Origin of the sequence: Micromonospora sp. NPDC005174 (assembly GCF_040608495.1) — a bacterium.
Lineage (GTDB): Bacteria > Actinomycetota > Actinomycetes > Mycobacteriales > Micromonosporaceae > Micromonospora.
Genome location: NZ_JBEXIJ010000017.1, coordinates 133,595 through 157,254, shown reverse-complemented (window position 1 = coordinate 157,254; position 23,660 = coordinate 133,595). Strand labels below are relative to the sequence as shown.

20 protein-coding genes are annotated in these 23,660 nt (G+C 72.6%); 14 read left to right on the top strand and 6 right to left on the bottom strand.

Translation table 11 applies throughout. The features are described 5' to 3' along the window. The first annotated feature begins 153 nt into the window (after positions 1-153). Entirely contained in the window at positions 154-900 is a 747-nt protein-coding gene (locus ABZU91_RS20140; RefSeq protein WP_355242352.1) for an SDR family oxidoreductase, read from the top strand. Positions 901-970: 70 nt separating this feature from the next. On the opposite strand, the gene ABZU91_RS20135 is transcribed toward ABZU91_RS20140, so the two are convergent. Next, the gene (locus ABZU91_RS20135) at positions 971-1,789 is read right to left on the bottom strand and encodes a hypothetical protein (protein ID WP_355242349.1); all 819 of its coding nucleotides are present in this window, start codon (positions 1,787-1,789) and stop codon (positions 971-973) included. Between the two features lie 142 nt (positions 1,790-1,931). Between ABZU91_RS20135 and ABZU91_RS20130 the strand changes: the two genes are divergently transcribed. The 4 genes from ABZU91_RS20130 (at position 1,932) to ABZU91_RS20115 (ending at position 7,345) form a co-directional block, all read left to right on the top strand. Beyond that, on the top strand, positions 1,932-3,617 hold the full coding sequence (locus ABZU91_RS20130; RefSeq protein ID WP_355242346.1) for a BTAD domain-containing putative transcriptional regulator: 1,686 nt from the start codon (positions 1,932-1,934) through the stop codon (positions 3,615-3,617). A gap of 56 nt (positions 3,618-3,673) precedes the next feature. Beyond that, positions 3,674-5,818: a DEAD/DEAH box helicase gene (locus ABZU91_RS20125; protein ID WP_355242342.1), complete on the top strand. Its 2,145-nt coding sequence runs from the start codon at positions 3,674-3,676 to the stop codon at positions 5,816-5,818. A 131-nt stretch (positions 5,819-5,949) separates the two neighbouring features. Beyond that, the gene (locus ABZU91_RS20120) at positions 5,950-6,180 is read left to right on the top strand and encodes a heavy metal-associated domain-containing protein (protein ID WP_355242339.1); all 231 of its coding nucleotides are present in this window, start codon (positions 5,950-5,952) and stop codon (positions 6,178-6,180) included. 166 nt (positions 6,181-6,346) lie between these two features. Further along, positions 6,347-7,345, top strand: a complete 999-nt coding sequence (locus tag ABZU91_RS20115) for a hypothetical protein (protein WP_355242336.1) — start codon at positions 6,347-6,349, stop codon at positions 7,343-7,345. 127 nt (positions 7,346-7,472) lie between these two features. On the opposite strand, the gene ABZU91_RS20110 is transcribed toward ABZU91_RS20115, so the two are convergent. Further along, positions 7,473-7,889, bottom strand: a complete 417-nt coding sequence (locus ABZU91_RS20110) for a helix-turn-helix transcriptional regulator (RefSeq protein ID WP_355242333.1) — start codon at positions 7,887-7,889, stop codon at positions 7,473-7,475. A gap of 239 nt (positions 7,890-8,128) precedes the next feature. Between ABZU91_RS20110 and ABZU91_RS20105 the strand changes: the two genes are divergently transcribed. The 3 genes from ABZU91_RS20105 (at position 8,129) to ABZU91_RS20095 (ending at position 10,698) form a co-directional block, all read left to right on the top strand. Continuing rightward, positions 8,129-8,569 carry a hypothetical protein gene (locus ABZU91_RS20105; RefSeq protein ID WP_355242330.1) on the top strand — a complete coding sequence of 147 codons (441 nt, stop codon included), beginning with the start codon at positions 8,129-8,131 and terminating at the stop codon, positions 8,567-8,569. A gap of 208 nt (positions 8,570-8,777) precedes the next feature. Beyond that, positions 8,778-9,869 carry a hypothetical protein gene (locus ABZU91_RS20100; RefSeq protein WP_355242327.1) on the top strand — a complete coding sequence of 364 codons (1,092 nt, stop codon included), beginning with the start codon at positions 8,778-8,780 and terminating at the stop codon, positions 9,867-9,869. Further along, the gene (locus ABZU91_RS20095; RefSeq protein WP_355242324.1) at positions 9,853-10,698 is read left to right on the top strand and encodes a hypothetical protein; all 846 of its coding nucleotides are present in this window, start codon (positions 9,853-9,855) and stop codon (positions 10,696-10,698) included. Before ABZU91_RS20100 ends, ABZU91_RS20095 begins: the two co-directional genes overlap by 17 nt. Positions 10,699-10,714: 16 nt before the next feature. Here the strand turns inward: ABZU91_RS20095 and ABZU91_RS20090 are convergent, their stop codons facing one another. The 4 genes from ABZU91_RS20090 to ABZU91_RS20075 form a co-directional block, all read right to left on the bottom strand. Then, on the bottom strand, positions 10,715-11,863 hold the full coding sequence (locus ABZU91_RS20090; RefSeq protein ID WP_355242321.1) for an SAM-dependent methyltransferase: 1,149 nt from the start codon (positions 11,861-11,863) through the stop codon (positions 10,715-10,717). Between the two features lie 92 nt (positions 11,864-11,955). Continuing rightward, entirely contained in the window at positions 11,956-13,659 is a 1,704-nt protein-coding gene (locus ABZU91_RS20085) for a DEAD/DEAH box helicase (protein WP_355242318.1), read from the bottom strand. A gap of 391 nt (positions 13,660-14,050) precedes the next feature. Beyond that, the gene (locus ABZU91_RS20080; protein WP_030329796.1) at positions 14,051-14,278 is read right to left on the bottom strand and encodes a DUF3107 domain-containing protein; all 228 of its coding nucleotides are present in this window, start codon (positions 14,276-14,278) and stop codon (positions 14,051-14,053) included. 61 nt (positions 14,279-14,339) lie between these two features. Beyond that, positions 14,340-14,978 (bottom strand): TetR/AcrR family transcriptional regulator, encoded by a 639-nt coding sequence (locus ABZU91_RS20075; protein ID WP_355242315.1) that lies wholly within the window; start codon positions 14,976-14,978, stop codon positions 14,340-14,342. 146 nt (positions 14,979-15,124) lie between these two features. On the opposite strand from ABZU91_RS20075, the gene ABZU91_RS20070 reads away from it, so the two are divergent. The 6 genes from ABZU91_RS20070 (at position 15,125) to ABZU91_RS20045 (ending at position 23,505) form a co-directional block, all read left to right on the top strand. Then, positions 15,125-18,484, top strand: coding sequence for a hypothetical protein (locus ABZU91_RS20070; protein ID WP_355242312.1), 3,360 nt, complete (start codon positions 15,125-15,127; stop codon positions 18,482-18,484). 23 nt (positions 18,485-18,507) lie between these two features. Then, positions 18,508-19,482 carry an alpha/beta hydrolase gene (locus tag ABZU91_RS20065; protein ID WP_355242309.1) on the top strand — a complete coding sequence of 325 codons (975 nt, stop codon included), beginning with the start codon at positions 18,508-18,510 and terminating at the stop codon, positions 19,480-19,482. A 5-nt stretch (positions 19,483-19,487) separates the two neighbouring features. Beyond that, positions 19,488-20,318 carry a DUF3152 domain-containing protein gene (locus tag ABZU91_RS20060; protein ID WP_355242306.1) on the top strand — a complete coding sequence of 277 codons (831 nt, stop codon included), beginning with the start codon at positions 19,488-19,490 and terminating at the stop codon, positions 20,316-20,318. A gap of 77 nt (positions 20,319-20,395) precedes the next feature. Then, entirely contained in the window at positions 20,396-21,223 is an 828-nt protein-coding gene (locus ABZU91_RS20055) for a DUF3152 domain-containing protein (protein ID WP_355242303.1), read from the top strand. Positions 21,224-21,331: 108 nt separating this feature from the next. Then, on the top strand, positions 21,332-22,513 hold the full coding sequence (moeZ, locus tag ABZU91_RS20050; RefSeq protein WP_355242300.1) for an adenylyltransferase/sulfurtransferase MoeZ: 1,182 nt from the start codon (positions 21,332-21,334) through the stop codon (positions 22,511-22,513). A 110-nt stretch (positions 22,514-22,623) separates the two neighbouring features. Further along, complete coding sequence (locus ABZU91_RS20045; protein ID WP_355242363.1) at positions 22,624-23,505, top strand: prenyltransferase/squalene oxidase repeat-containing protein; 882 nt, start codon at positions 22,624-22,626, stop codon at positions 23,503-23,505. Positions 23,506-23,660 lie beyond the last annotated feature (155 nt).

Here is a 23,660-nt window from a genome sequence, read left to right as displayed (position 1 = left end):
ACTGTACCGTACGCCCCCCGGCCCCGGCCGCGCCGCCCCCGCCCCCCGCCCCGTCGATCATGAAGTTATTGCCCCGACACGCCGTGCGGGAGGGCGATAACGTCATGATCGACGGGGTTCTGTGGCGGGGTTCGGCCGAGGGAGGGTATGCACATGGATTCGCGGCTTGCTGTCGTCAGTGGGGGTGCGACCGGGATCGGGGCGGCGGTTGCTTCCGCGTTCGCGCGGGACGGGTACGACGTTCTTGTCGTCGGGCGGCGCGGGGATGCCCTGGCCACCGCCGCCGAGCGCATCAGTGTCGACTGTGGACGGCCGGGCGAGGTCACCCCGGTGACCGCGGACCTGACCGATCCGGAGCAGCTCGAGCGGGTCGTGGCGGCGGTCGCCGGCCGGCCGGTCGACGCGGTGGTCAACAACGCCGGGAGCTACCTGGCCGGGGACACCGGGACGCTGGCCGGGACCGCCGCGTACTGGCGGGCCAACCTCGACGCCAACGTCCTCACCGCGGTGCTGTTGACCGAGGCGCTGCGGCCGGCGCTGCGTCGGCCCGGCGGTCGGGTGATCATAGTCAGTTCGATCGCCGCCCAGCGGGGCGGCGCTGACCCGTACGCGGCGGCGAAGGCAGCTCTGCACGGCTGGGCGTACACCCTGGCGGCGCAGCTCGGCCCGGAGCAGATCACGGTCAACGTGGTGAGCCCCGGCTACGTCGCCGAGACCGAGTTCTTCGGCGACCGGATGACCCCCGAGGGGTACGCGAAGCGGGTCGCGGAGACCCTCGTCAAGCGTCCTGGACTGCCGGACGAGATCGCCGAGGCAATCCGTTACCTCGCCAGCCCGGCCGCCGGCTATGTGACCGGGCAGGTCCTCGGCGTCAACGGCGGCTCGGTCCTCGGTCGCTGACCACGCCAGCGTCCGCAGACGACGACAGGGCGGCGGCCCCCCGTGTGGCCGCCGCCCTCTGTGTCGTGGGTCAGCCGTTCAGCAGGTCGTACGCCATTGCCGGGGCCTTCGTGGTGGCGGCACCGGTCGGCACGGTGATCTTCGGCACGCTGCCGTAGTCGGCGTACCTGACGACGTAGTCGTACGCCTTCGCCTTCCCGGCTGCCGGCATCTTCAGCGTCAGCGACGCCAGGTGCTTGTCCGCACCGACCACGGCCGTGAACGGCACCTTCTTGCCGGCCTCGCCGAGGGCCGCCGCCTCGCCGTCCTCCAGCGCCTTCGCCGCCTCCCCGGCGCTCACGTCGATGAACCCGACGTACTGGCCGGGGCTCTTCTGCTCGACCGAGGTGGCCGCCTGGATCAGCGGACCGGCGTTGCCCTGGTCCACGCCGTCGTACGTCGGGATGCTCGTCGCATCGGTCAGCTTCGCGCGGTCCAGCTTCATCCACTTGTCGGGGAACTTCGGAAGCCCGGGACGGCCGCTGAACTTCGCCTTCACCCAGTTCTGCTCCTCGATCACCAGGAACGACATCTTCACCACGACGCCCTCGTCGGGCGGCATGACCATGTTGAGTTCGAATGCCTTAGCCGCCGGGTCGATCCGGCCGTCGATCGTGCTCGACGCGTCCTTGCCGCTGAACCGGAACGCCCCCTCCGTGCCGTCCGGGACGGCGTCGAGGAGCGCCTCCTTCGGACTGACGCTCGGGCTCGCGGACGGGCTGCTCTGCGGTGCCGCGGCGGGCTCGCTTTTCGGCCCGCAACCCGCGAGCAGGGTGGTCGCGGCCAGCACGGCGGCGGCCGTACCAACCGTCCGTCGGATGGTGCCGGCGGTGCCCGTTGCCTGTGTCATCGCATTTCTCTTTCTCGCTGCGTGGCTTGTGCCGAGGAGGATGCTGCCGGCCGGCACGGCGGTTCGGCTGCCGATATGCTGCCGTCCGGCTGCCGGGCACTGCCGTCCGGCTGTCCCGGGGGTGTCAGGAGCGGAAACTCGCATGTCAGGCCAACTGCGTTTCGCGATTCTCGGTCCTCAGCGGGCCTGGTACGCCGACCAAGAGATCGACCTCGGTCCCGGTAAGCAGCGGGCGGTGCTCGCCGTACTCCTGCTCGCTGCCGGCCGTCCGGTGTCCACCGGGCAGATCGTCGACGCGGTCTGGCCGGAGGAGCCGCCCGCGAACGGTCCCAACGTGGTGCAGAAGTACGTGGCCGGGCTGCGCCGGGTGCTGGAACCGGACCGGTCCCCACGGACGCCCGGACAGGTGCTCAGCCTGACCGACGCCGGTTACCTGCTGCGGGTGGATCCCGAGGCGGTGGACGCGGTCCGTTTCGAACGGGGTGTGCAGGCCGCCCGCCAGCGACACGCGTCCGGGCTTGCGGAACAGGCGCTCAGTGAGTTGGCGACCGCCTTGGACCGCTGGCACGGGGAGCCGTTCACCGGCTTCACCGGCCCGATCTTCGAGGCGGCCCGGCAGCGGTTGGTGGAGTTGCGGGCCGTGGCGTTGGAGACCCGGGCCGAGTTGAGGCTGGACCTCGGACGGCACCGCGAGACGGTCGGTGAGCTGGTCGAGCTGGTGGCCGAATTTCCCGTCCGGGAACGGCTGCGACACCAGCTCATGCTCGCGCTCTACCGCAGCGGGCGGCAGGCCGAGGCGCTCGCCGCCTACCGGGAGTTCGGCGAGCTGCTCCGCGAGGAGTACGGCATCGAGCCGGGCGGGGCGTTGCAGGAACTGCACGGGCGCATCCTGCGCTCCGACCCGACGCTCGTGAGGGCGGAACCCACCGAACCGGAGGCGCCGCCGCCGGTGGCGGCCACAGTGCGCGAACCGGCGACGCCGCCGCCCGTGGCGGCCACAGTGCGCGAACCGGCGACGCCGATGGTCGCACCCGCGGGTCTCATCCCCACCCAACCGGCGCCGGCCGTCGTCTCAGCCCCTCCGCCGCTGCTTCCGCCGCCTCCGGCCACTGCCGTGCAGCCCGCGCGGCGGGAGGCGCCCTACTGGGCGAGCAGGACCGTCACGATCCTCGGTACGGTGCTCGTCCTGCTCTCGTTCGGCTGCCTGACCTGGCTGGTGATCCTGGCGTACGCGGTCTGGCGGCGGAGTTGGCGCCTCGCTGTCGCAGGTGTCGGCTACCTGGTGCTGGTCGTCGTCGAGGTGACCATGCTCGACATGGAGAATCCGGACGCCGAGGTGCCCGGCCCGGAGGCGGTGACATTCCTCGGTCTGGCCGTCATCACCTGGCTCGCCGGTGCGGTGCATGTGGTCCTGCTCAGCCGTGGGCTCTGGGAGGCGATCACCGCACGGCCGGACAGCGCCCGGGGTCGCGCGAAGGAAGAGCGGCGCATCCGGCGCGAGCACGCCCGCTACCTGCTCTACCACTACCCGGCGGCCCGGACCGAGCTGGGACTTGGCCGGCCCGACCTGGCCCGCAGCTTCGACGACGGTGGTCTGGTCGACGTCAACGCGGTTCCCGAGCAGGTGCTCACCACCCTGCCCGGCCTGACACCCGAGCAGGGCCGGCAGATCGTCGTGGACCGCTGGCTGCGCGGCCCGTACGCCTCGATGGAGGAGCTCGCGGCGCGCTGCCTGCTGCCTCCGAGCGCGACCGAGCCCCTTCGGGACCTGTTGCTCTTTCTTCCGCCGGCGTCCCAGTCCGACGAGGCACGAATGCAGGGATCGTGACGGGAACCTCCCGCGCGGCCGGGGGTTCTGACGTACGGCGCTGGTAGAAATGCCGGATGGGCGACGAACGGGCGGCGGTACGGGAGCGGGCCGAGGCGGTGCTGCGCCGGCTGGCCGGTGAGCACGCCCGGCTGCGCGAGGACCAGTGGCGGGCCATCGAGGCGTTGGTCGTCGACCGGCGACGGGTGCTGTGCGTGCAGCGGACCGGTTGGGGCAAGTCGGCGGTCTACTTCGTGGCCACCGCGTTGCTGCGTGACCGCGAGCAGACCGGCGGGGGCGACGGCGGCGGGCACGGGCCGACAGTCATCGTGTCGCCGCTGCTGGCCCTCATGCGCAACCAGGTCGAGGCGGCGGCCCGCGCCGGCATCCGCGCGCGCACGATCAACTCGGCGAACCTCGACGAGTGGGACGAGATCACCGCCGAGATCCAGGCCGGCGCGGTGGACGTCCTGCTGATCAGTCCCGAGCGCCTCAACAACCCCGACTTCCGCGACGGCGTGCTGCCGAAGCTGGCCGCGACGACCGGTCTGCTGGTGGTCGACGAGGCGCACTGCGTCTCGGACTGGGGGCACGACTTCCGGCCGGACTATCGGCGGCTGCGGACGTTCCTCGCCGAGTTGCCCGAGCGCACGCCCGTGCTCGCCACCACCGCCACCGCCAACGCCCGGGTCACCGAGGACGTCGCCGAGCAGTTGGGCGACGCGCTCGTCCTGCGCGGGACGCTGGACCGCGAGTCGCTGCGGCTCGGCGTCCTCGACCTGCCCAGCCCGGCGCACCGACTGGCGTGGCTCGCCGACCACCTGGACGAGCTGCCCGGCTCCGGCATCGTCTACACGCTGACCGTCGCGGCAGCCGGGGAGGCCACCGAGTTCCTGCGCTCCCGGGGCTACCCGGTCGCGTCGTACACCGGCCAGGCCGACGACGCCGACCGGCGGGCCGCCGAGCAGGACCTGCTCGACAACAAGATCAAGGCTCTGGTGGCGACCAGCGCGCTCGGCATGGGCTTCGACAAGCCCGACCTGGGCTTCGTCGTGCACCTCGGCGCGCCGCCGTCGCCGATCGCGTACTACCAGCAGGTCGGCCGCGCCGGCCGCGCCGTCGAGCACGCCGAGGTGCTGCTGCTGCCCGGCGCGGAGGACGCCGCCATCTGGCGCTACTTCGCCTCGCTGGCGTTCCCACCGGAACAGCAGGTCCGGGCCGTGCTGGCCGCCCTGCACACCGACCGACCGCTCTCCACCCAGGCCCTCGAACCCCTCGTCGACCTGCGCCGGGCCCGCCTGGAGCTGATGCTCAAGGTCCTCGACGTGGACGGCGCGGTCCGCCGGGTGCGCGGTGGCTGGCTCGCCACCGGCGAGCCCTGGGTCTACGACGAGGCCCGGTTGCGCCGCGTCGCCGAGGCACGCACCGTCGAGCAACAGGCCATGCGGGAGTACGCGTCGACGGGCGACTGCCGGATGCGATATCTACGGGAACGCCTCGACGACACCGGGGCGGCCGACTGCGGTCGGTGCGACAGGTGTGCCGGCCCACTGTTCGACGCGGACGTCTCGACGGCCGCGCTCGCCGCCGCGCAGACCTTCCTGGGCCGCCCCGGCGTGGAGATCGCGCCCAAGAAGCTCTGGCCGACCGGGTTGGACGCGGTGGGCGTACCCCTCAAGGGCAGGATCGCCCCGACGGACCAGGCGCTGCCCGGCCGCGCGGTCGGCCGCCTCTCCGACCTGGGGTGGGGCGGCCGGTTGCGGGATCTGGTCGGCCCGGAGGCGCCCGACGCCCCGGTGCCGGACGACGTGGCCGGCGCGGTGGTGGAGGTGCTGAAGGCCTGGGCGCACGGCGACAACCCGTGGCCCCGCCGCCCGGTGGCGGTGGTCGCGGTCTCCTCCCGCCGTCGCCCCCTGCTGGTCGGTTCACTGGCCGAGCGGATCGCCGCCGTGGGCCGGCTGCCGCTGCTCGGCGCGGTCGCCGCGACCGGCCCGGGCGGCCCCGGCGGGCCGCGCGGCAACAGCGCACAGCGGGTACGCGCGCTGCACGAGGCCTTCGCCGTGCCGTCCGAGCTGGCCGACGCGCTGGCCGCGCTGGATGGTCCGGTGCTGCTCGTCGACGATCTGGTCGACTCGGGTTGGACGATGACGATGGTGGCCCGTGAACTGCGGCGGGCCGGCGCGCCCGACGTGCTGCCACTCGCGCTCGCCGTGGCCGGCTGAGCCACACCTGTCACCGCCGGGCACCCGGCGACGGCTGCGGCGGAAAGTTCCCGGGGCGGGCAGAGTGCGACGGCCGCCACCCTGTCCCGGCGTCGACCGGAACCGGCCGGGCGCGGCGGTACGGTGGCGGGATGACCGATCAGCAGCTCGTCACCCGCGCGTACGCCGTCACGGGCATGACCTGCGCACACTGCGTGCGTGCGGTCACCGACGAGCTGTCGACGCTGCCCGGTGTGCGGCAGGTCCAGGTCGACCTGGCCACCGGCACCGCCACGGTGACCAGCGACGCGCCGCTGCCCGACGAGTCGGTGCGGGCGGCGGTCGACGAGGCCGGCTACGAGCTGGACGCCGGCGGTGCCTGACCAGGCTGGCGCGACCGGAAGCGCCGTCGCGCCGGGCGCGGCCGTGTCAGGCGGGAGCGCCGTCGCGTCGGGCGCGGCCATGTCGGGCGGGAGCGCCGTCGCGTCGGGCGCGGGCGCGGCCATGCCGGCCGGGAGCGCCGTCGCGTCAAGCAGGGTGGGCGCGGCCGTGCCCGAGCTGGATGCCGTCGCGTCGGACCAGGCGGCCGTCCCGGATCAGGCCGAGGTCCCGGACCGTGGTGTCGCCGGTGGGCCGGACCGGAGCACGGTCCGGTTGGCGCTGGTGGTCGGCGGGCTGGTGCTCGCCGTCCTGCTCGGTTTCGGCCTCGGTCGCCTGAACGGCGGCACCAACGTCGGTGGCGGCACCACCGGCGGTACGGCGCTGACCCCCGACCACACACATCCGGCGGGCACGGCGGCCCACGACCACGGGTCCGTCGCGGGCACCGACCAGGGTGCGGCCACCGAGCCCGGCGGTCTGTCCGTCAGCTCCGGCGGGTACACGCTCGTGCCGCTGGCCACCGAGTTCCCGGCCGGCCGCCCCGGGCAGCTCCGCTTCCAGGTACGCGACGCGCAACGTCGGCCGGTCACCCGCTTCGCCGTCGTACACGACAAGCCGATGCACGTCATCGTGGTCCGTCGGGACCTGACCGGCTATCAGCACCTGCATCCGACGATGGCGCCGGACGGCACCTGGTCGGTACCGGTGACACTGGCGCAGCCCGGTGTCTGGCGGGCGTACGCGGACTTCACGGCGGTCGCCGACAGCGGTGGCCAGAGCGCCGTGACCCTCGGCGTGGACCTGGTCGTGCCGGGTACGTACCAGCCGCGTCCGCTGCCCGCGCCGGCGATCTCGACGACGGTGGATGGGTTCACGGTCGGCTACCAGGGCAGCCCGCAGGCAGGGGTGACGGTGCCGCTGACCTTCCGGATCGGCGGACCGACCGGTGGCGCGGTGCTGGAGCGCTACCTGGGCGCGTACGGGCACCTGGTGGCGCTGCGCGAGGGCGACCTCGGCTACCTGCACGTGCACCCCGAGCCGGAGTTGGCCGACGGCCAGGTCAAGTTCTGGTTGACGATCCCCGGCCCCGGCCGCTACCGCCTCTACCTGGACTTCCAGGTGGCCGCCAACGTCCACACCGCCGAACTGACCCTGACCATCCCGTAAGCCCCCACCCCCCACCCCCCACTGCGTTGATCATGAAGTTGTTGCCGCTCGCGTCGGCGTGTCGCGGCAATAACTTCATGATCAACACGTGGTTGGGGTTGGGGGTGGGGTGGGGGTGGGGGGGGGGTTAGCTGGCTCGGCGGGTGGGGCGGCGGGCCAGGTAGCGGAGGAGGTCGCGGATGTGGTGCTTCTCCTCGGCGGGCACGGCGGGGTCGGCCAGGCGGTCCAGGATGGCGCGGACGTCGGCGTCGACCGGGCCGTCGTCACTGCGCCGTCGGGGCGTCGGGCCGGCGTCGGGCAGCCCGAGCGCCCGGAACGCGGCCGCCACCGGCAGGTCCAGCGCGGCGCAGAAGCCGCGTACCTTGGCCAGTTCCGGATAGTCCTGCCAGTCACCGGCGAGCCAACGGAACACGGTGGAGCGGCCCACGCCCGTGTGTGCGGCGAGATCGGTCACGGTCCACCCGCGGTCTTCGCGGGCGTCGTCGATGGCCCGCCGGACGAAGCGGGCGAACGCCATCTGCGGTGTTACGTCTGCGGAACCCATTCCGGTATGTCTTTCCCTCCCGGCCGAGCACTGGGAAGATGCGCCTCCGAGCGTAGTACGCCGAGGATCGGAAACCACTGACTGACCACACAAACTGTCCCACGGATGAGACTCCACCTCGGGCAGTATTCGGACCGGTACCGAGCGATCATCATCGTTCTTCCACTAAGCTCGGTGCCCGTCCCGGCACGGCGCACGCGCGCCTGCCGCGTTCGCCCGGACCACCGCCGAGGAGCACCATGGCCGAATCGCGCCGTCCGCAGCCGTACCAGCCTGGTGCGGTGAGCCTCTTCTTCGTCGTCAAGGCCGGCGTCTTCGCCGCCGGGTTCTGGATCTGGCTGCTGGTCCTGGTGCTCCGCACCGATGCGGCGACCGGCGCCCAGGTGCTGGCCGCCACCGGCGCGATCACCACCACGCTGGTCGCCGTGGTCCTGGGTGCGCGGATGGCGTTGCAGCACAACGCTGCCGTCCGGCACGCCGAGACGAAGAAGCTGCTCGTCGACATCTCCTGGAACGCGTTCACGGCTGCCGGTAACGCCGAGAGCTCGGGCAAGGTGGTGCCCTTCCCGAGCAGCCCGATCGACGACGACCGCGCGACGCGGCACATCGGGGACCGGGTGTCGGTCTTCGACCGTTCCGGCAGCCGGGACCGGGGCGGCAACACCGACCGCCGGCGTTGACCGCACTCGGGCGGGGCTCCCAGTGGCGCGTGCCAAGCGTCCTGCTTTAGGTGTCAAGTGGGGGTTGCGGTTACTCGCGAGCCCGCCCCGAAGTTCCTGTCGCGGCGCGTCGCCGGGCGATATGTACGCCCAAAGCGGGTTCTGAATATAGCCTGATTCCGTTCGAAGCGGAAGTGGCCGATTACCCGAACAAGCATCGGAGCTAGGTATGCGGACCGCCAGCAAGGAAGGCCTCGATAGGCCGCCGGAGCGTGAGGTCGACGTTCTCCGCCGCGCCTTGGCGCTCGTCGCTGACCGGCTACCGGCTGGTTGGTCGATCCGCCTAGTAGAGGTGGAACGCAGGATCGACGGTGTAGCGGATCTGATCGCGCCGGACGGGCAGAGAGCGACCTTCCTCATCGAGGCGAAGCGCTCACTGGTCGCGAGCGACCTTCCTGGACTTCTTGATCAACTTCGCTCGTACAGTCTGCCCCAGGTGGAGCAGCCGGTGCCGATGGTCGCTGCGCGGTATATCGGATCTTCCGCCCGCAGATGGCTGGAGGAGCGTGACGTCTCCTACGTCGATGCCACCGGCAACATGCACATTTTGCTGGAGCGTCCAGCGATATACCTGCGGGACAGGGGCGCAGATCGGGATCCGTGGCGCGGGCCTGGCAGGCCGCGCGGCACGCTGCAGGGGTCGCCGGCGGCGCGTGTGGTGCGCGCCCTCGTGGACTTCGGTGAAGCCATGACAGTCCCAGACTTGATTCGGCTGTCCGGAGCATCGACAGGCGCAACGTACCGAGTGGTCGAGTTCCTGGAGCGCGAGGCCTTTGTAACGCGCGCTCGGGGAGGACCCATATTGGACGTCCAGTGGCGTCGAATCCTGGAAAGATGGAGCGAGGACTACGGTTTTCAGCGCAGCAACAGTGTCAACGCCTACCTGAGTCCGCGAGGGATACCAGCCCTTCAACAGGATCTGCGGGAGGCGGTCGGATTGCGCTACGCGCTGACGGGGTCGCTGGCGGCCCACCGTCTGGCACCTCACGCGCCCGCCAGGCTGGCGATGCTATATGTGGACGATGTTGAGCAAGCCGCCGAGACGCTCAAGCTGCGCCCCGTTGAGACCGGCGCGAACGTATTGATAGCCCATGGAAAATACGACGTCGTATTCGACCGGCTCACGCGGGATGAAGGCTTGCTCTACGTAGCTCCGAGCCAAGCTGCTGTTGATCTATTGACAGGCCCTGGGCGGACTCCGGCTGAGGGAGAGGAACTCCTTAACTGGATGGAGGAGCACGAGCGTGCCTGGCGACGCTGATCTCCTTGTAGCCGCGCGTAGCGCGCTACTGGACGCGCTGGAAGCCCTCCGTCACCACGCAAACGCTGTGGTTGTGGTCGGGGCGCAGGCCGTGTACCTGCACACGGGTGCCGCGCCTGTCGCACTGGCCGAGGCGACCAAGGATTGCGACCTCGCCCTAGACGCACGTGTCCTTCCTCGGGAGCCGTTGATCGAGGAGGCTATGAGCGCAGCCGGGTTTCATCTCAATGTCCAGGCGCGGCAGCCGGGGGCGTGGCTGAACCCTAAAGGCATCCCTGTCGACTTGATGGTTCCGGAGGCGCTCGCTGGTGGGCCAGGTCGCCGCGCCGTTAAAATTCCGCCGCATTCCAGAGACGTAGCCAGGAGAGCAGTCGGACTTGAAGCAGCAGTCGTGGATCACGCAGCAATAGACATACACGCGCTCGCTCCAGGAGACGGTCGGGTCTATGTGGCCAATGTCGCCGGTCCTGCGGCTTTGCTCGTGGCGAAGTTGCACAAGATCGGCGAACGGCAGGAGACACCCAAGCGCCTTGTGGACAAGGACGCACACGACATCTACCGTCTCCTCGTCGCGGTGCAAACCGAACGGCTCGCCGCCCGCCTGACAGAGCTGCGGGCAGATGAACTGGCGCAACAGGTTACCGAGCAAGCTCTGGTTGTCCTGGCAGACCTGTTTGCTGCAGGCCCCGATGCGCCAGGATCGATCATGGCGGGAAGAGCCGAGCAAGGTATCGGGGACCCCCCCGTTGTATCGGCCGCCGCTTCTGCCTTGGCCGATGATCTGTTGGCTGTGGTCGGCCAATCACCTAGCAGGCACACAGGGTGCTAAAGCTTCGGCCCGAGCACTAGGCGGGCTCGTCGGCGGCCAGCAGGACCTCCAGCCGGGGCGTGACCTGCCACTGGTCGACAAGCTCGCGGTAGTCCGCCGGCCGTGGGTCGACGGCGTCGGTGCGGCGGGCGCGGATCAGCAGGTTGCGGGGCGTGTGCTGGGAGTCGACGAACTCCACCACCTCGGTCCGGTACCCGTGCGCCCGCAGCAACCCGGCGCGCAGCGCGTCGGTGAGCACGTCGGCGAAGCGCTCCCGCAGGATGCCCTGCCGCGTCAACAGCTCGTACGGCCCCGGGGTGGGCGCGGCGCGTAGCTGCTTGGCGAGGTCGTGGTGACAGCACGGTGCCGCGAGCACCCAGCGGGCCTGCCAGCGCACCGCGCGCGCCAGCGCCTCGTCGGTGGCGGTGTCGCAGGCGTGCAGCGCCAGTACCAGGTCCGGGGACGGGTCGACGACGGCCTCGGCGATCGTGCCGGCGACGAAGCTGACCTTGTCGGCCCAGCCCAGTCGCTGCGCCAGTTCGGTGTTGCGGCGGCGCTGGTCCTCGCGGACGTCCACGCCGACCAGCTCGACATCGAGCCCCCGGCTCGCCAGGTAACGGTAGGCGGCGAAGGTCAGGTAGGCGTTGCCGCAGCCCAGGTCGACCACCCGCAGCGGGCCGGTCAGATCGTCGGGCAGGGTCGCCGCCAGGGCGCGCAGGAACGCGTCGACCTGCCGCCGTTTGGCCGCCGAGCCACCGATCTCGGCGAAGATCGGGTCGCCGGGATCGAGCAGGTACTCCTTGGCCCGGTCGTTTCCAGCGGGCTTCGCCGCCGGTCGCGCCGTCGCCGCCCGGTGCACCTGCGCCTCGCCGGACTTGGTCACCCGTAGCTGGAGGGTCTCGTCGGTCGTCTCCACGTGCCAGTTGCCGAAGGGCTCGGCCAGCAGTTCGTCGACCGCCGCGTCGGCCTCGGGACCGGGAGCGACATTGCGGGTGTACGGGCGTACGCCGTCGGAGGTGGTGACCTGAAGTCGGGGCCCGGCCTTCAGCGTCACCGGCCGCAGCTCGGCCCGCTCGACTGTGGGGCGACGACCGCGACGGCGTCCGGCGGCGACCGCCCGGGTCAGCGCGGGGTCGCGCAGCAGCGCCCGAACCTCGGTCAGGGCAGCTTCCAGTGGTTGCGGCATCGTTCCATCTTCGGCAGGTGGGGTGGGAAGAAGGCGACATCCCCCGTACCGCGCTCAGGCGGTGCGGGGGATGCCGGATGGATCTCGTTGCGTCAGTCCGCGGTCGCCTCGGCCGGCGTACCCGCATCGGAACCGCCACCACGACGGCGACGGCGGCGGCGCGGCTTCGACGCCTCGCCCTCGGTCGCGTCGGCGGACTCGGCCGGCGCTGCGTCGGCGGTGATCACAGCGGTCGGCTCACCGGTCACCGTCTCCCCGGCCCGGCGGCGACGCCGGCGGCGCGGGGTGCGGGTGGCCTCGTCGCCGGCGGTGTCGGCGGTGTCCGCGGTGTCCGCGGGCGCCTCGACGGCCGGCGTGCCGGCGTCGCTGCGGTCCCGGCGACCGTCACCCCGACCACGGCGCTCGCCCCTGCCCTCGCCACGACTCTCACCGCGTCGGGAGCCCCGGCCACCGCCGTCACCGCGGCGGGAGCGCGTCGTGCCGCCCAGGTCTTCCTCGATCTCGGCGGACAACCCGGCGCGCGTCCGCTCGGCGGTGGGCAGCGTGCCGCTGACCTCGGTCGAGATGTGCAGGTCGGTGTAGAGGTGCGGAGAGGTGTGGTACGTCTCCGGCGGCTCGGGCATCTCCAGACCGAGGGTCTTGTCGATGATCCGCCAGCGCGGCATGTCGTCCCAGTCGACGAAGGTCACCGCGACGCCGGTCGCCCCGGCCCGACCGGTACGACCGATGCGGTGGGTGTAGGTGTCCTGGTCTTCCGGGCAGTCGTAGTTGATCACGTGGGTGACGCCGGTGACGTCCAGCCCTCGGGCCGCGACGTCGGTGGCGACCAGGATGTCGATCTTGCCGGCGCGGAACGCCCGCAGGGCCCGCTCCCGGGCGCCCTGGCCGAGGTCACCGTGCACCGCGGCGACCGCGAACCCGCGGAAGTCGAGATCCTCGGCGACCCGGTCGGCGGCCCGCTTGGTGCGGGTGAAGATCATGGTCAGCCCACGCCCCTCGGCCTGGAGGATGCGCGCCACCACCTCGACCTTGTTCATCGAGTGGGTGCGGTAGACCAGCTGCTGGGTCTGCGGCGACGGTCCGGTCTCGGCGCTGTGCCCGGCGTGGATCGTCATCGGCTGGCGCAGGAAGCGCCGGGACAGGGTGACAATCGGGTCCGGCATGGTCGCCGAGAACAGCATCGTCTGCCGGTCCTCCGGGAGCATCGCCAGGATCTTCTCGACGTCGTCGAGGAAGCCCAGGTCGAGCATGCGGTCGGCCTCGTCGAGGACGAGCGCGTGCACCCGGTCGAGGCGCAGGTGCTTCTGCTTCTGGAGGTCCATCAGTCGGCCGGGAGTGCCGACCAGGATCTCGACGCCCTTGCGCAGCGCGTCGATCTGCGGCTCGTACGCCACGCCGCCGTAGATCGGCAGCACGCGGACGCCGCGCGTCCGGCCGGCGGCGGCCAGGTCCTTGGCGACCTGGATGCCCAGCTCACGGGTGGGGACGACGACCAGCGCCTGGGGGACGCCGTCGCTGCCCTCGCCCGGCGCGAAGACCCGGTCCAGCAGCGGTACGCCGAAGCCGAGGGTCTTGCCGGTGCCGGTGGGCGCCTGGCCGATGAGGTCGACGCCGCGCAGCGCGATCGGGATCGCGTACTCCTGGATGGCGAACGCGCGGGTGATGCCGGCCGCGGCCAGGGCCTCGACGGTCTCCTCGCGGGCGCCGAGCGCGGCGAAGGTGGGTGCCTCCGGTCGGACCGGGGCAGTGGGGGCCAGTTCCTGGCCGTCCATCAGATCTTGAGTCAGCTCGCTCATGTGGATGTGGGGGTGCCCTCTCGTGGGTGCGCCCCGTCATGTCCTCAGGGCGCGGTCGGTATGACGCGGGCCACACGGTCGGGGGCAGACTGCCGAGCCGGACCGGGCCGCACGCGCACCGCAGGCTGAACGTCGATCAGATCGGCGCCCGCGGCAACTGCTCTATGCTACCCGAACAGGCAAGCGCACGTCCCGATTCCCGGTCGGCCAGCCGCCACGCGGGGCAAGTGAATGTGAGCTGCCTCACATATCGTCGCGGAGTCTTCACCCGGCACACCGCACGAATGGCAGCTCTCGGGCCGAACAACTGCGCGCCGCCCCTGGGGCGCGCTCCGCGGTGCCGGCCCGCGGCAGGTGGCCGGACGCCGACCTGCCGCGACGGCCGGACCGGTCAGCGGACGGTGAAACCGACCGCTCGGGGGGACGCCTCGGCGATCTCGACGTAGGCGACCTTCTCGACCGGAACGATGACCCGCCGGCCCTTCTCGTCGGTCAGGGAGAGCGTGCCGCCGTTACCGGCGAAGGCGTCGGTCACGATCTGCTCGATCTCGGCCGGCGACTGCGCGCTGTCCAGAACCAGCTCGCGCGGCGCGTACTGCACGCCGATCTTGACCTCCACTGTGCCTCCTCAACTGGGCGATTACCGCCCTGCGAAGGCTATCCGATCACGGGGGCGGCGGTCAGGCTGACTCACCTTGCAGCGGGAAGCTCGCGATGCCCCGCCACGACAGCGCCGCGACCAGCGCCTCGGCCTCGGCCTTCGGCACCTGCCGGCCGCCGGCGAGCCAGAACTGCGCGGCCGTCTCCGCCGCGCCGACCAGCCCGGAGGCGAGCAGTTCGGCGTGCGACCGGCTCACGCCGGTGTCGGAAATGATGGTGTCGGTGATCGCCGCGATGCAGCCCTGCTCGACCCGCTCGACCCGCTGCCGTACCGCCGGGTCGTTGCGCAGGTCCGACTCGAAGACGAGGCGGAACGCCTCGCTCTCGTGATCGACGAAGTCGAAGTACGCGCGCACCGACGCGCCGACCCGCTCCTTGTTGTCACTGGTGCCGCGCATCGCCTCGCGCACCTGAGCGACGATTGCGTCACAGTGCGTGTCCAGCAGGGCCAGGTAGAGGTCCATCTTGCCGGGGAAGTGTTGGTAGAGCACCGGCTTGGAGACCCCGGCCCGCTCGGCGATGTCGTCCATCGCCGCAGCGTGGTAGCCCTGCGCGACGAACACCTCCTGCGCCGCCGCGAGCAGCTGCTTACGACGCGCGGAGCGGGGCAGGCGCGTGGGCCTGCCTGCGGTCTGTGCGCCGTTCCCCACAGCGGTCATGGGCTCCTCCGAGTTCTCCGTACGAGCCGGCATTTTCCCCCCAGACGGGGCGGCCCCCGACCGCGTCGTGGAATTGGCCCGCCGCTGTAACTTATCGCCACTCTCCCCACACGGTAGCCTCAGCGAGGGCGACCAAGGAGCGCGCGGTGAGTGAAACAGGGCAACCCGGAGCCGCCACCCCGGGAGAGCACGGTGACGGAGCGGGTCAGCACGACGACCCGGGCCGTTCCGGCGGCGGGTGGGCGCCCTCGACGGGCGGGTGGTCCCCGTCCGGCGAGCGCGAAACGGCCGGGGAGCAGGCGCCACGATGGCAGCCCGACCCCGCGTCCGGCTGGCGCACCACCTCCACGAGGCACGGTGACCTGCCGGCCCCGCTACCCGGAGTCAACGGGGACTCCGAGCGGCTGGCCAGGGTCAACGGCAACCACACCAACGGCGTCCACCATGCCGAGGTCGACGGCGACGGCGAGGTCAACGGGGTCCACCACGAGGACGCCGAGGTGCTCGGCGTCGGGTCGTCGTCCGGTCGCCAGACGCCGGTGAGCGCGCCGCCTGGGCGGACCGTCGAAGACCGGCCCGACCTGGGTGCCGGCCGCCTCGCGGTGCCCGCCCAGCGCCCCGCGCCGCCCACGGAGCAGGGGGCGGGGGAGGCCGACACCGGCCGGGCCCGGCACCTGACCGCCGACCCCGCCGCACCGCACGGCGCCCGCTGGTCAGAGCCCGGTGTGCCCGGCACGGCACCCATCCAGGTGCCGCCCGTCGGCACGGCCGCCTCGGGCTTCGAGGTGCCACCCGGTCTCCGCGCGCCCACCGGCGACCGGTCGACCGTCGACGACCCGCCGGCCGCGTCACGCGCCCGGCCGGAAGACCTCGCGCCGGAGGCCTCGGCCGAGTCGGGGCGCGGCGACGACCCCGAGCCGGAGCGCCCCGTCGGGGACGGGCGCCGCGCCGGCGAGTCCTCCTCCATCGAGCCGGACTGGTCCGGGCCCAGCTGGAACCGCCCGAGCTGGGGCAGCGGGTGGGCGCCACCCTGGTCCCGCCAGGACGGCGAGCCGGCCGACCGGCCGACGCGGGACGAGTCCGCGCCGGGTTGGGTAGCCGAGCCGAGCGTGCCGTACGAGCCGGTGCGTGCCGAGCCGACCCGCCCGTACGAGCCGTTGGCCGCCGAGCCGACCCGCCCGTACGACGCCGAGCCACCGCGCCCGTACGACGTCGCCCCCGACGCCGAAGCGGCCTCCGATCGCGACCGGTCCACGCGCCCGTCCTGGGCCGGCGAGCGTCCGGTCCCGACCCCGATCAGCGTGCCGCCGGCAGCCTCCCGGCCCGAGCCGCCCGAGCGGCCCTCCTGGGCCGGCGGGTCGACGCCCGAGCCGGCCGCTGCGCTTCCGGCGGACCGCCCGTCGTGGGCCGCGCCGGCCTCGACCAGCGTGCCGACCGACCCGTCACCCCGCACGGGTGGCGCGGACCCCGCTCCGACCAGCGGCCCACCGGTGCCGCTGCGTGCCGAGCCGCCGGCTCCCGAGCGTCCGTCCTGGGCCGGTGGTTCCGTGCCGACCAGTGGTCCGCCTGCTGTCGAGCGTCCGTCCTGGGCCGGTCCGGCATCGGCCCTCCCGCCGCCCCGCCCCTCCTGGGCCGGCGAGTCGGACCCCGCGCCGACCAGCTTCCCGCCGTCGCGCCCGTCCTGGGCCGGCGATCCGGCCTCCGGTGGCACGCCTGCGAGTCCGCGTCCGTCCTGGGCCGGCCCGGTCGATCCGCCAGCGCCGGTCGATCCGCCGCCCGCGCCCGCCGGCCCACCGGCGACGGTGGCGGATTCGCCGCCGCAGGTCACGCCGCCACCGGCGGTGCCGGTGCGTCCGGCGGCCGAGCGGCCCTCCTGGGCCGGGGGCTCGCCATCGCCGGTGGTGAACGCGGCAACCGAGCGACCCGACTGGTCCGAGGGGCGCATCCCGGCAGCCGCTCCGTCCGATCGTCCGTCCTGGCCGGCCACCCGACCGGCGAGTCCCGCGCGCGCGAGCGACGCCGGCGACTCGACCGGCCCGGTCCGACCAACCGGGCCGTTCCGGCTCCGGCCGGCCACCCCCGAGCCGCCCGACCCTTCGACCGTCGGTCCCGCCCGCACCGCCCCGACGGCAGCCGGCCCCTCCGCCGCCAGCGCCCCACCGCAGTCGGCCGGTCCGGCCTCCGCCACCGGCGGTCCCGGCCGCCCCGACCGACCGTCACCCGCGTCCGCCTCTCCCTATGCCGCTCGTCGATCCGCCCCCGACCCGGCGTCGCCGGCCGAGCCCGCCGCCGGCGGTCGACGGCCCGACACACCGGCGGTGCTGCCGCAGCGCGTCCCCGCGGAACCGGACGTGCCCGTTGTGCCGGAGCCGCCAGCCGTGGAGCCACCCGCCGAAACTCCCGAGCTCGCTCGCATCGCCACCCACCTGCGCCGCGACGACGAGCCTGCTCCGTTGCGGGAGCGTCCCGAGGGATTCGACGTCAACGCCATCCTGGACGCCGTCCGGGAGGTGGCCGGCGTCCGTGACGCGGCGCTGCGTCGTACCCCGGCGGGTGCGCACAGCCTCCGACTGGACCTGGCCGACGGCGCGGACCCGGCCGAGGTGAGTCGACAGGTCGCCCGGCTGCTCCAGGAACGGATGGGCCTCGCCGCAGCCCCGCAGAACGTGCCCGGCCTGCCCACCACGCCGGGACCGCCGCCGGTCCGCCGCCGCGCCGGCGACCCGCGACCCGCCGAGCCCCGACCGGCCGGCGCGAAATCCGCCAATGCGCGATCCGCCGAGGCCCGACCCGCCGAACCACGCAACACCGGCGCGGACTCGCGCGCCGCCGAGGCGCCCACGATCGGCCGGTCGAGTGGGGGCTCGGCGGCGGCCGCACCGGCGGGCGCCGAGCGGTGGACCGGCTCGGAGGTCACGCGTCCCCGGCGTACGACCGCGCCGCACCGGGGCCGTGCCACGGTCGAGGAGCCCGGTTCGGTCTCAGGCGTACCCGCTGGTGGAGCCACCGGCAGCCCGGCGACGGTCGGTACGTCGTACTCCGGTGGTCAGGTGACCACGACGGAGTCGGCGCCCTCCCGACCTCTGGACACCGGCGGCGCGCCGGGGCCGCGCGTGGTCATCGACCACGTGCAGGTCAGCACCTTCGGCCTGGACGCCAACGTGGAGGTGCGGCTGCTGGCCGGCGACGACAACGCCGCCGGGTACGCGACCGGGCCTGCGGTGGACGGTTACGTGCTGCGTCTGTGCGCGGTGGCTGCGGCCGCCGCCGTCGACGAGTTGCTGCGCGGGGGCGAGGACGCCGAGCGTGGTCGCTGCTTCGTGGAGCACGCGGCGGTGGTGCCGTTCGGCAACTGTGAGGTGGCGACCGTGGTGGTGCTCCTGGTCTGCGACGGCTGGGTCGAGCAGCTCGCCGGCTCGGCCCTGGTGGCCGGCGATCCGCGGCAGGCGGTGGTCCGGGCCACGCTGGCGGCGGTCAACCGTCGGTTGGAGGCGCTGCTGTCCTGAGTGGTGCGAGGCAGACTGGGGGCATGAAGCGCGCCACCCTCTGGCCGGACCATCTCCTTCGCGATGCCGGTGTGCCGCCGCCGTGGCCGGGCCGGGAGGTCGACCTCGACGGCACTGTCACGTACGTGCGGGACACCCCGGGGACGACCGTGGACGCCGAGCCGGCGCTGTTCGTGCACGGGCTCGGTGGTTCGTCGCAGAACTGGACCGACCTGGCCGGACTGCTCGCCGACCGGTTGGACGGCCAGGCCATCGACCTGCCCGGGTTCGGTCGCAGCGAGCCGGGCCGGCGGTACACGATTCCGGCCTTCACGGACCTGGTCATCAGGTGGATCGAGCACTCCGGTCGGGGACCGGTCCACCTGCTCGGCAACTCGCTGGGCGGCGCGGTCTCGGTCCAGGTGGCGGCGCTGCGGCCGGACCTGGTCCGCACCCTCACCCTGATCTCCCCGGCGCTGCCGTTCCTGGACTTCCGGCGGTCGTTGCAGGGCAGGATGCTGCCGGTCCTGGCCATTCCGGGGGGTGAGCGGTTGGTCGCCCGGCGGCTCACCCAGCTTGCTCCGGAGGTGATGGCCGAGCAGGTGCTCGAGGCGTGCGTCGCCGATCTGAGCCGCATCTGTGCGCAGCGGCGGGAGGAGGCGTTGGAGGAGATCCGGGTGCGGTACGAGGCGGAGCACTACGCGGCCGCGTACGTCCGGACGTTCCGGGGCCTGGTCTCCAGCTTCCTGCGGGCGTACCTGCCGGGGGCGGGTTCGCTGTGGCGACTCGCCAGCGCGGTCCGCGCGCCGACGCTGGTGGTCGGAGGTCGGCAGGACCGGCTGGTCGACGTGCGGGTCGCGCCGCAGACCGCCCGGGTCATCCCGGACAGCCGCCTGCTCATGCTCGACGGTGTCGGCCACGTGGCGCAGCTGGAGGTTCCCCGGCTGGTCGCCCGTGCGGTGCTCGGCCTGCTCACCGAAAAGGGGGAGACCGTTCGGCCGTCCGATCTGGCAGGCTGACCGGGATGTTCAGGTCTGCTCTCCGCCACCGACGCTTCGCACTGATCGCCCAACTGGTGGCGGTGGGGCTGGCGGTCGGCGCGGCGGTGACCGTGATCGCCGAGGGTCAGGGCGAGCCGCCCGACCGGTTGGCCACCGAGGAGGCCGGTCCGCCGCCGCTGTTGGCGGGCCTGCCGTCGTCGGCGGCAGCGTCGCCGGGCGCCACGGTGGCGGCGTCGCCGAGCCCGGTGCTGCGGATGCCCGGTGCGGTCCCGAGCGCGGGAACGGGCCGGTTCAGCCACGACGACCGCTCCGGCCCGGTCCTGGGCCGTGCGGGCGAGTTGCGTCGCTACCGGGTGGCTGTCGAGTCGGGCAGCAACGAGGACGCTGCCGCGTTCGCCCAGTTCGTCCAGGTGGCGCTCACCGGGCCGGGTAGCTGGGTCGACAGCGGCCGACTGCGGTTGCAGCAGGTGCCGGGGGACGCTCCCCGCGACTTCACCGTCTATCTGGCGACCGCCCGTACGGCGGGCCGGATGTGCGCCGAGGGTGGCGTGGACATCCGGGTCGACGGGCGGCCGTACACCTCCTGCCGCGCGCCGGGTCAGGTGATCATCAACCTGGACCGGTGGCGGTTGTCGGTGCCGCACTACGTCTCGGCGCGCGTGCCGCTGTCGGTCTACCGGACGTACGTGGTCAACCACGAGGTCGGTCACCAGTTGGGGCACCACCACGAGCGCTGCCCGGGGGCGGGGCGGCCGGCGCCGGTGATGATGCAGCAGACGCTCTTCCTCAACGGGTGCCGGGTCAACCCGTGGCCGTACGTCGACGGCCGGCGTTACGCGGGGCCGGCGCTCTGAGACAGCCGGAAAGACGTATTGCGGCGATAAAAGGCAAAGGCGGAGAATTGCCCGAATAATCTGGCAGGCTGGACGTCATGACGCCGTCGTCCCCTTACGGCCCGCCCGAGTCGTCCGACCCGCCCGAGGGGTCGGCGTACGAGGGCACGCGTCCCACGCTCGTGCGGATGCGCCGTCGCCGTCGCCGGAGTGTCCTGCTCGGCGTGCTCGTCGTCGCCGCGGCCGTCGGCGTGACCGTGGCACGCAGTGCCGAACCGCCGGCCGACGCGCCCCCCACCCCCACCCAGGGCGGCATGGGCGTGGGCGGTGGGGAGGCACACCCGGCGCCCAGCGGCTACCCGTCGGTCGGCGCGGGGCGGTTCACCGCCGCCGACTCCGGTACCGCCGTGCACGGCGAGGATGGGCCGTTGCGGCGATACCGCGTCGTGGTCGAGCGCGACAGCGGGCAGGACGCCGACGCGTTCGCCCAGCGGGTGGACGAGGTGCTGGCCGACCCGCGGAGCTGGATCGCCTCGGGCGAACTGCGCGTGCAACGGGTGGCCGACGTCCGGGCCGCCGACTTCACCATCTACCTCGCCACCCCGGTCACGTCGGAGCGGATGTGCGCCGAGGGTGGGCTGACCACCGAGCGCTACACCTCCTGCCGGCTGCCCGGCCGGGTCATCATCAACCTGGCCCGCTGGCAGGAGGCGGTGCCCGACTACGGCGCGCCGCTGGAGACGTACCGCACCTACGTCATCAACCACGAGGTCGGCCACGAGTTCGGCCACGAGCACGAGGCGTGCCCCGGCACGGGGGAACTCGCCCCGGTGATGCAGCAGCAGACGTACGGGTTGCGCGGCTGTGTGGCCAACGCCTGGCCCTATCTCGATGGCCGTCGTTACGCGGGCGACCTCGTTCCCTGAGATATTCCCGCTCCCGTATCGCGGACCACGTGTCCTCCCTCATGGCCGAGCGGGGCCCCGGCGAGCAACAATGGGGCGGTTCACACCGCCGATCCCGGGGAGTCCACCGTGTCGTTGCCCCCGCTCGTCGAGCCCGCCGCCGAGCTGACAGTTGACGAGATCCGCCGCTACTCACGCCACCTGATCATCCCGGACGTCGGGGTGGCCGGCCAGAAGCGGCTGAAGAACGCCCGGGTGCTCTGTGTCGGCGCCGGTGGCCTCGGCTCGCCGGCCCTGCTGTACCTGGCCGCTGCCGGGGTCGGCACGCTCGGCATCATCGACTTCGACACCGTCGACGAGTCCAACCTCCAGCGCCAGGTCATCCACGGCGTGTCCGATGTCGGCCGCTCGAAGGCCGAGTCCGCCGCCGCGTCGATCCGCGAGATCAACCCGCTGGTCAACGTGGAGATCCACAACACCGCGTTGGACCGGGAGAACGTCCGCGAGATCTTCGCCCAGTACGACCTGATCGTCGACGGCACCGACAACTTCGCCACCCGCTACATGGTCAACGACGCGGCGGTGCTCCTCGGCAAGCCGTACGTCTGGGGTTCGATCTACCGCTTCGACGGTCAGGCGTCGGTGTTCTGGGCCGAGCACGGCCCCTGCTACCGGTGCCTCTACCCGGAGCCGCCGCCGCCCGGCATGGTTCCCTCCTGCGCCGAGGGCGGCGTGCTCGGCGTGCTCTGCGCGTCGATCGGGTCGATCCAGGTGAACGAGGCGATCAAGCTGCTCACCGGCATCGGCGAGCCCCTGGTCGGCCGGCTGATGGTCTACGACGCCCTGGAGATGGAGTACCGCAAGATCAAGGTCCGGAAGGACCCGAACTGCGTGCTCTGCGGCGAGAACCCGAGCGTCACCGACCTGCTCGAGGACTACGAGGACTTCTGCGGCGCGGTCTCGGTCGAGGCCCAGGAGGCGACGCTCGACTCGACAATCACCGCCCTGGAGCTCAAGGAGTGGCAGGACGCCGGCAAGGACATCTTCCTCGTCGACGTGCGGGAGCCGGCCGAGTACGAGATCGTGCGGATCCCCGGCGCCACCCTGATCCCCAAGGGCGACATCATCTCCGGCGACGCTCTCGCGAAGCTGCCGCAGGACCGGCAGATCGTGCTGCACTGCAAGTCCGGTGTCCGCTCCGCCGAGGCGCTTGCCGCGCTCAAGGCGGCCGGATTCAAGGACGCCGTCCACGTGCAGGGCGGCGTGCTCTCCTGGATCAAGCAGATCGACCCGTCGCTGCCGGCGTACTGATCGGCGGAGCCGGGGCGACCCCGTCGTCCCGGCTCCGACCGTCCCGTGCCGTCAATCGACGCAGATGGCTCCGACCAGGCCGGCCCGCAGAGCGACGCAGCCATTTCCGGCTGGCCGATTCCCCGAAGCGGGATCGCGTCTGCGCAGGTAGCGTCTCCGCCGTGGTCGACTTGGAAGCGGCGATCGGGTTCGTCGTGGCACACGGGGATGCGGTGGAACGCGCCCGTCTCTCCTGGCTGCGCAACGGCACCCCGGCACCGCCCGAGCTGTTGGACGCGGCCGAGGTCGGCCAGTCGCCCGACGGTGGCTGGCCGGCGACCTGGGGCGGTGAGGTCGCCTCGGTCGACGCCACCTGCTTCCGGCTCGTCGAGCTGGACGACCTCGGCGCGCTGGGTCGTCCCGCCGCCCGCCGGGCACTGGACTGGTTGGCGTCCCGGCAGCAGGCCGACGGCGGCTGGGACGAGGACCTCTCGCTGGCCGGCTCGGCGCCCGAGTGGGCCCGGCCCGGCGACCCCGAGGCCAAACTCTTCCTCACCGCCAACGCCGGCTTCTGGCTCACCGTCGCCGGTCTGGACGCCCGCGCCTCGGGTCCGCTCGATCACCGGGTCGGTGGGGCGTACGCCGGTGTGGTGCAGGCCGCGGCCCAGTCGATCGTCGCGCGGCTGCGCCCGGACGGGAGCTGGCCGTCGTTCCTCGCCGCCGGCTGGCTGAGCGCGGCCGTACTGCACCGTCAGGACATGTTCCAGGAGTCGGCACGGATCCAGGTGGTGCTCGCCGAACGGATGGCGACGATGTCGGCGGGGGACGTGGCGTGGCTGGCGGCCACGCTGCGCCGGGTCGGCATCGACTCGCACGACTGGGTCATGACGCGTGCCCTGCGGCGGCTCGCCGAGACACAGCGCAGCGACGGTGGGTGGGAGAGCGACGACGGCCACCAGTTCGACGTGCACTCCACGCTGTCCGCGATCAGGGCCTGCCGACCGGGCCCATAGGGCGGGTGTCAAAGCCCCTGGCCGGCCTGCGGCGGGCCCAGACGACGGCCGGCGGCGTTGGAGATGGGCCCGGATACAACACCGGTATCCGAACCCATCTCCGCCTTGCCGGACCGCCGCCTGGACTCCGCCTCGGCTCGACCGAGGACTTTGAC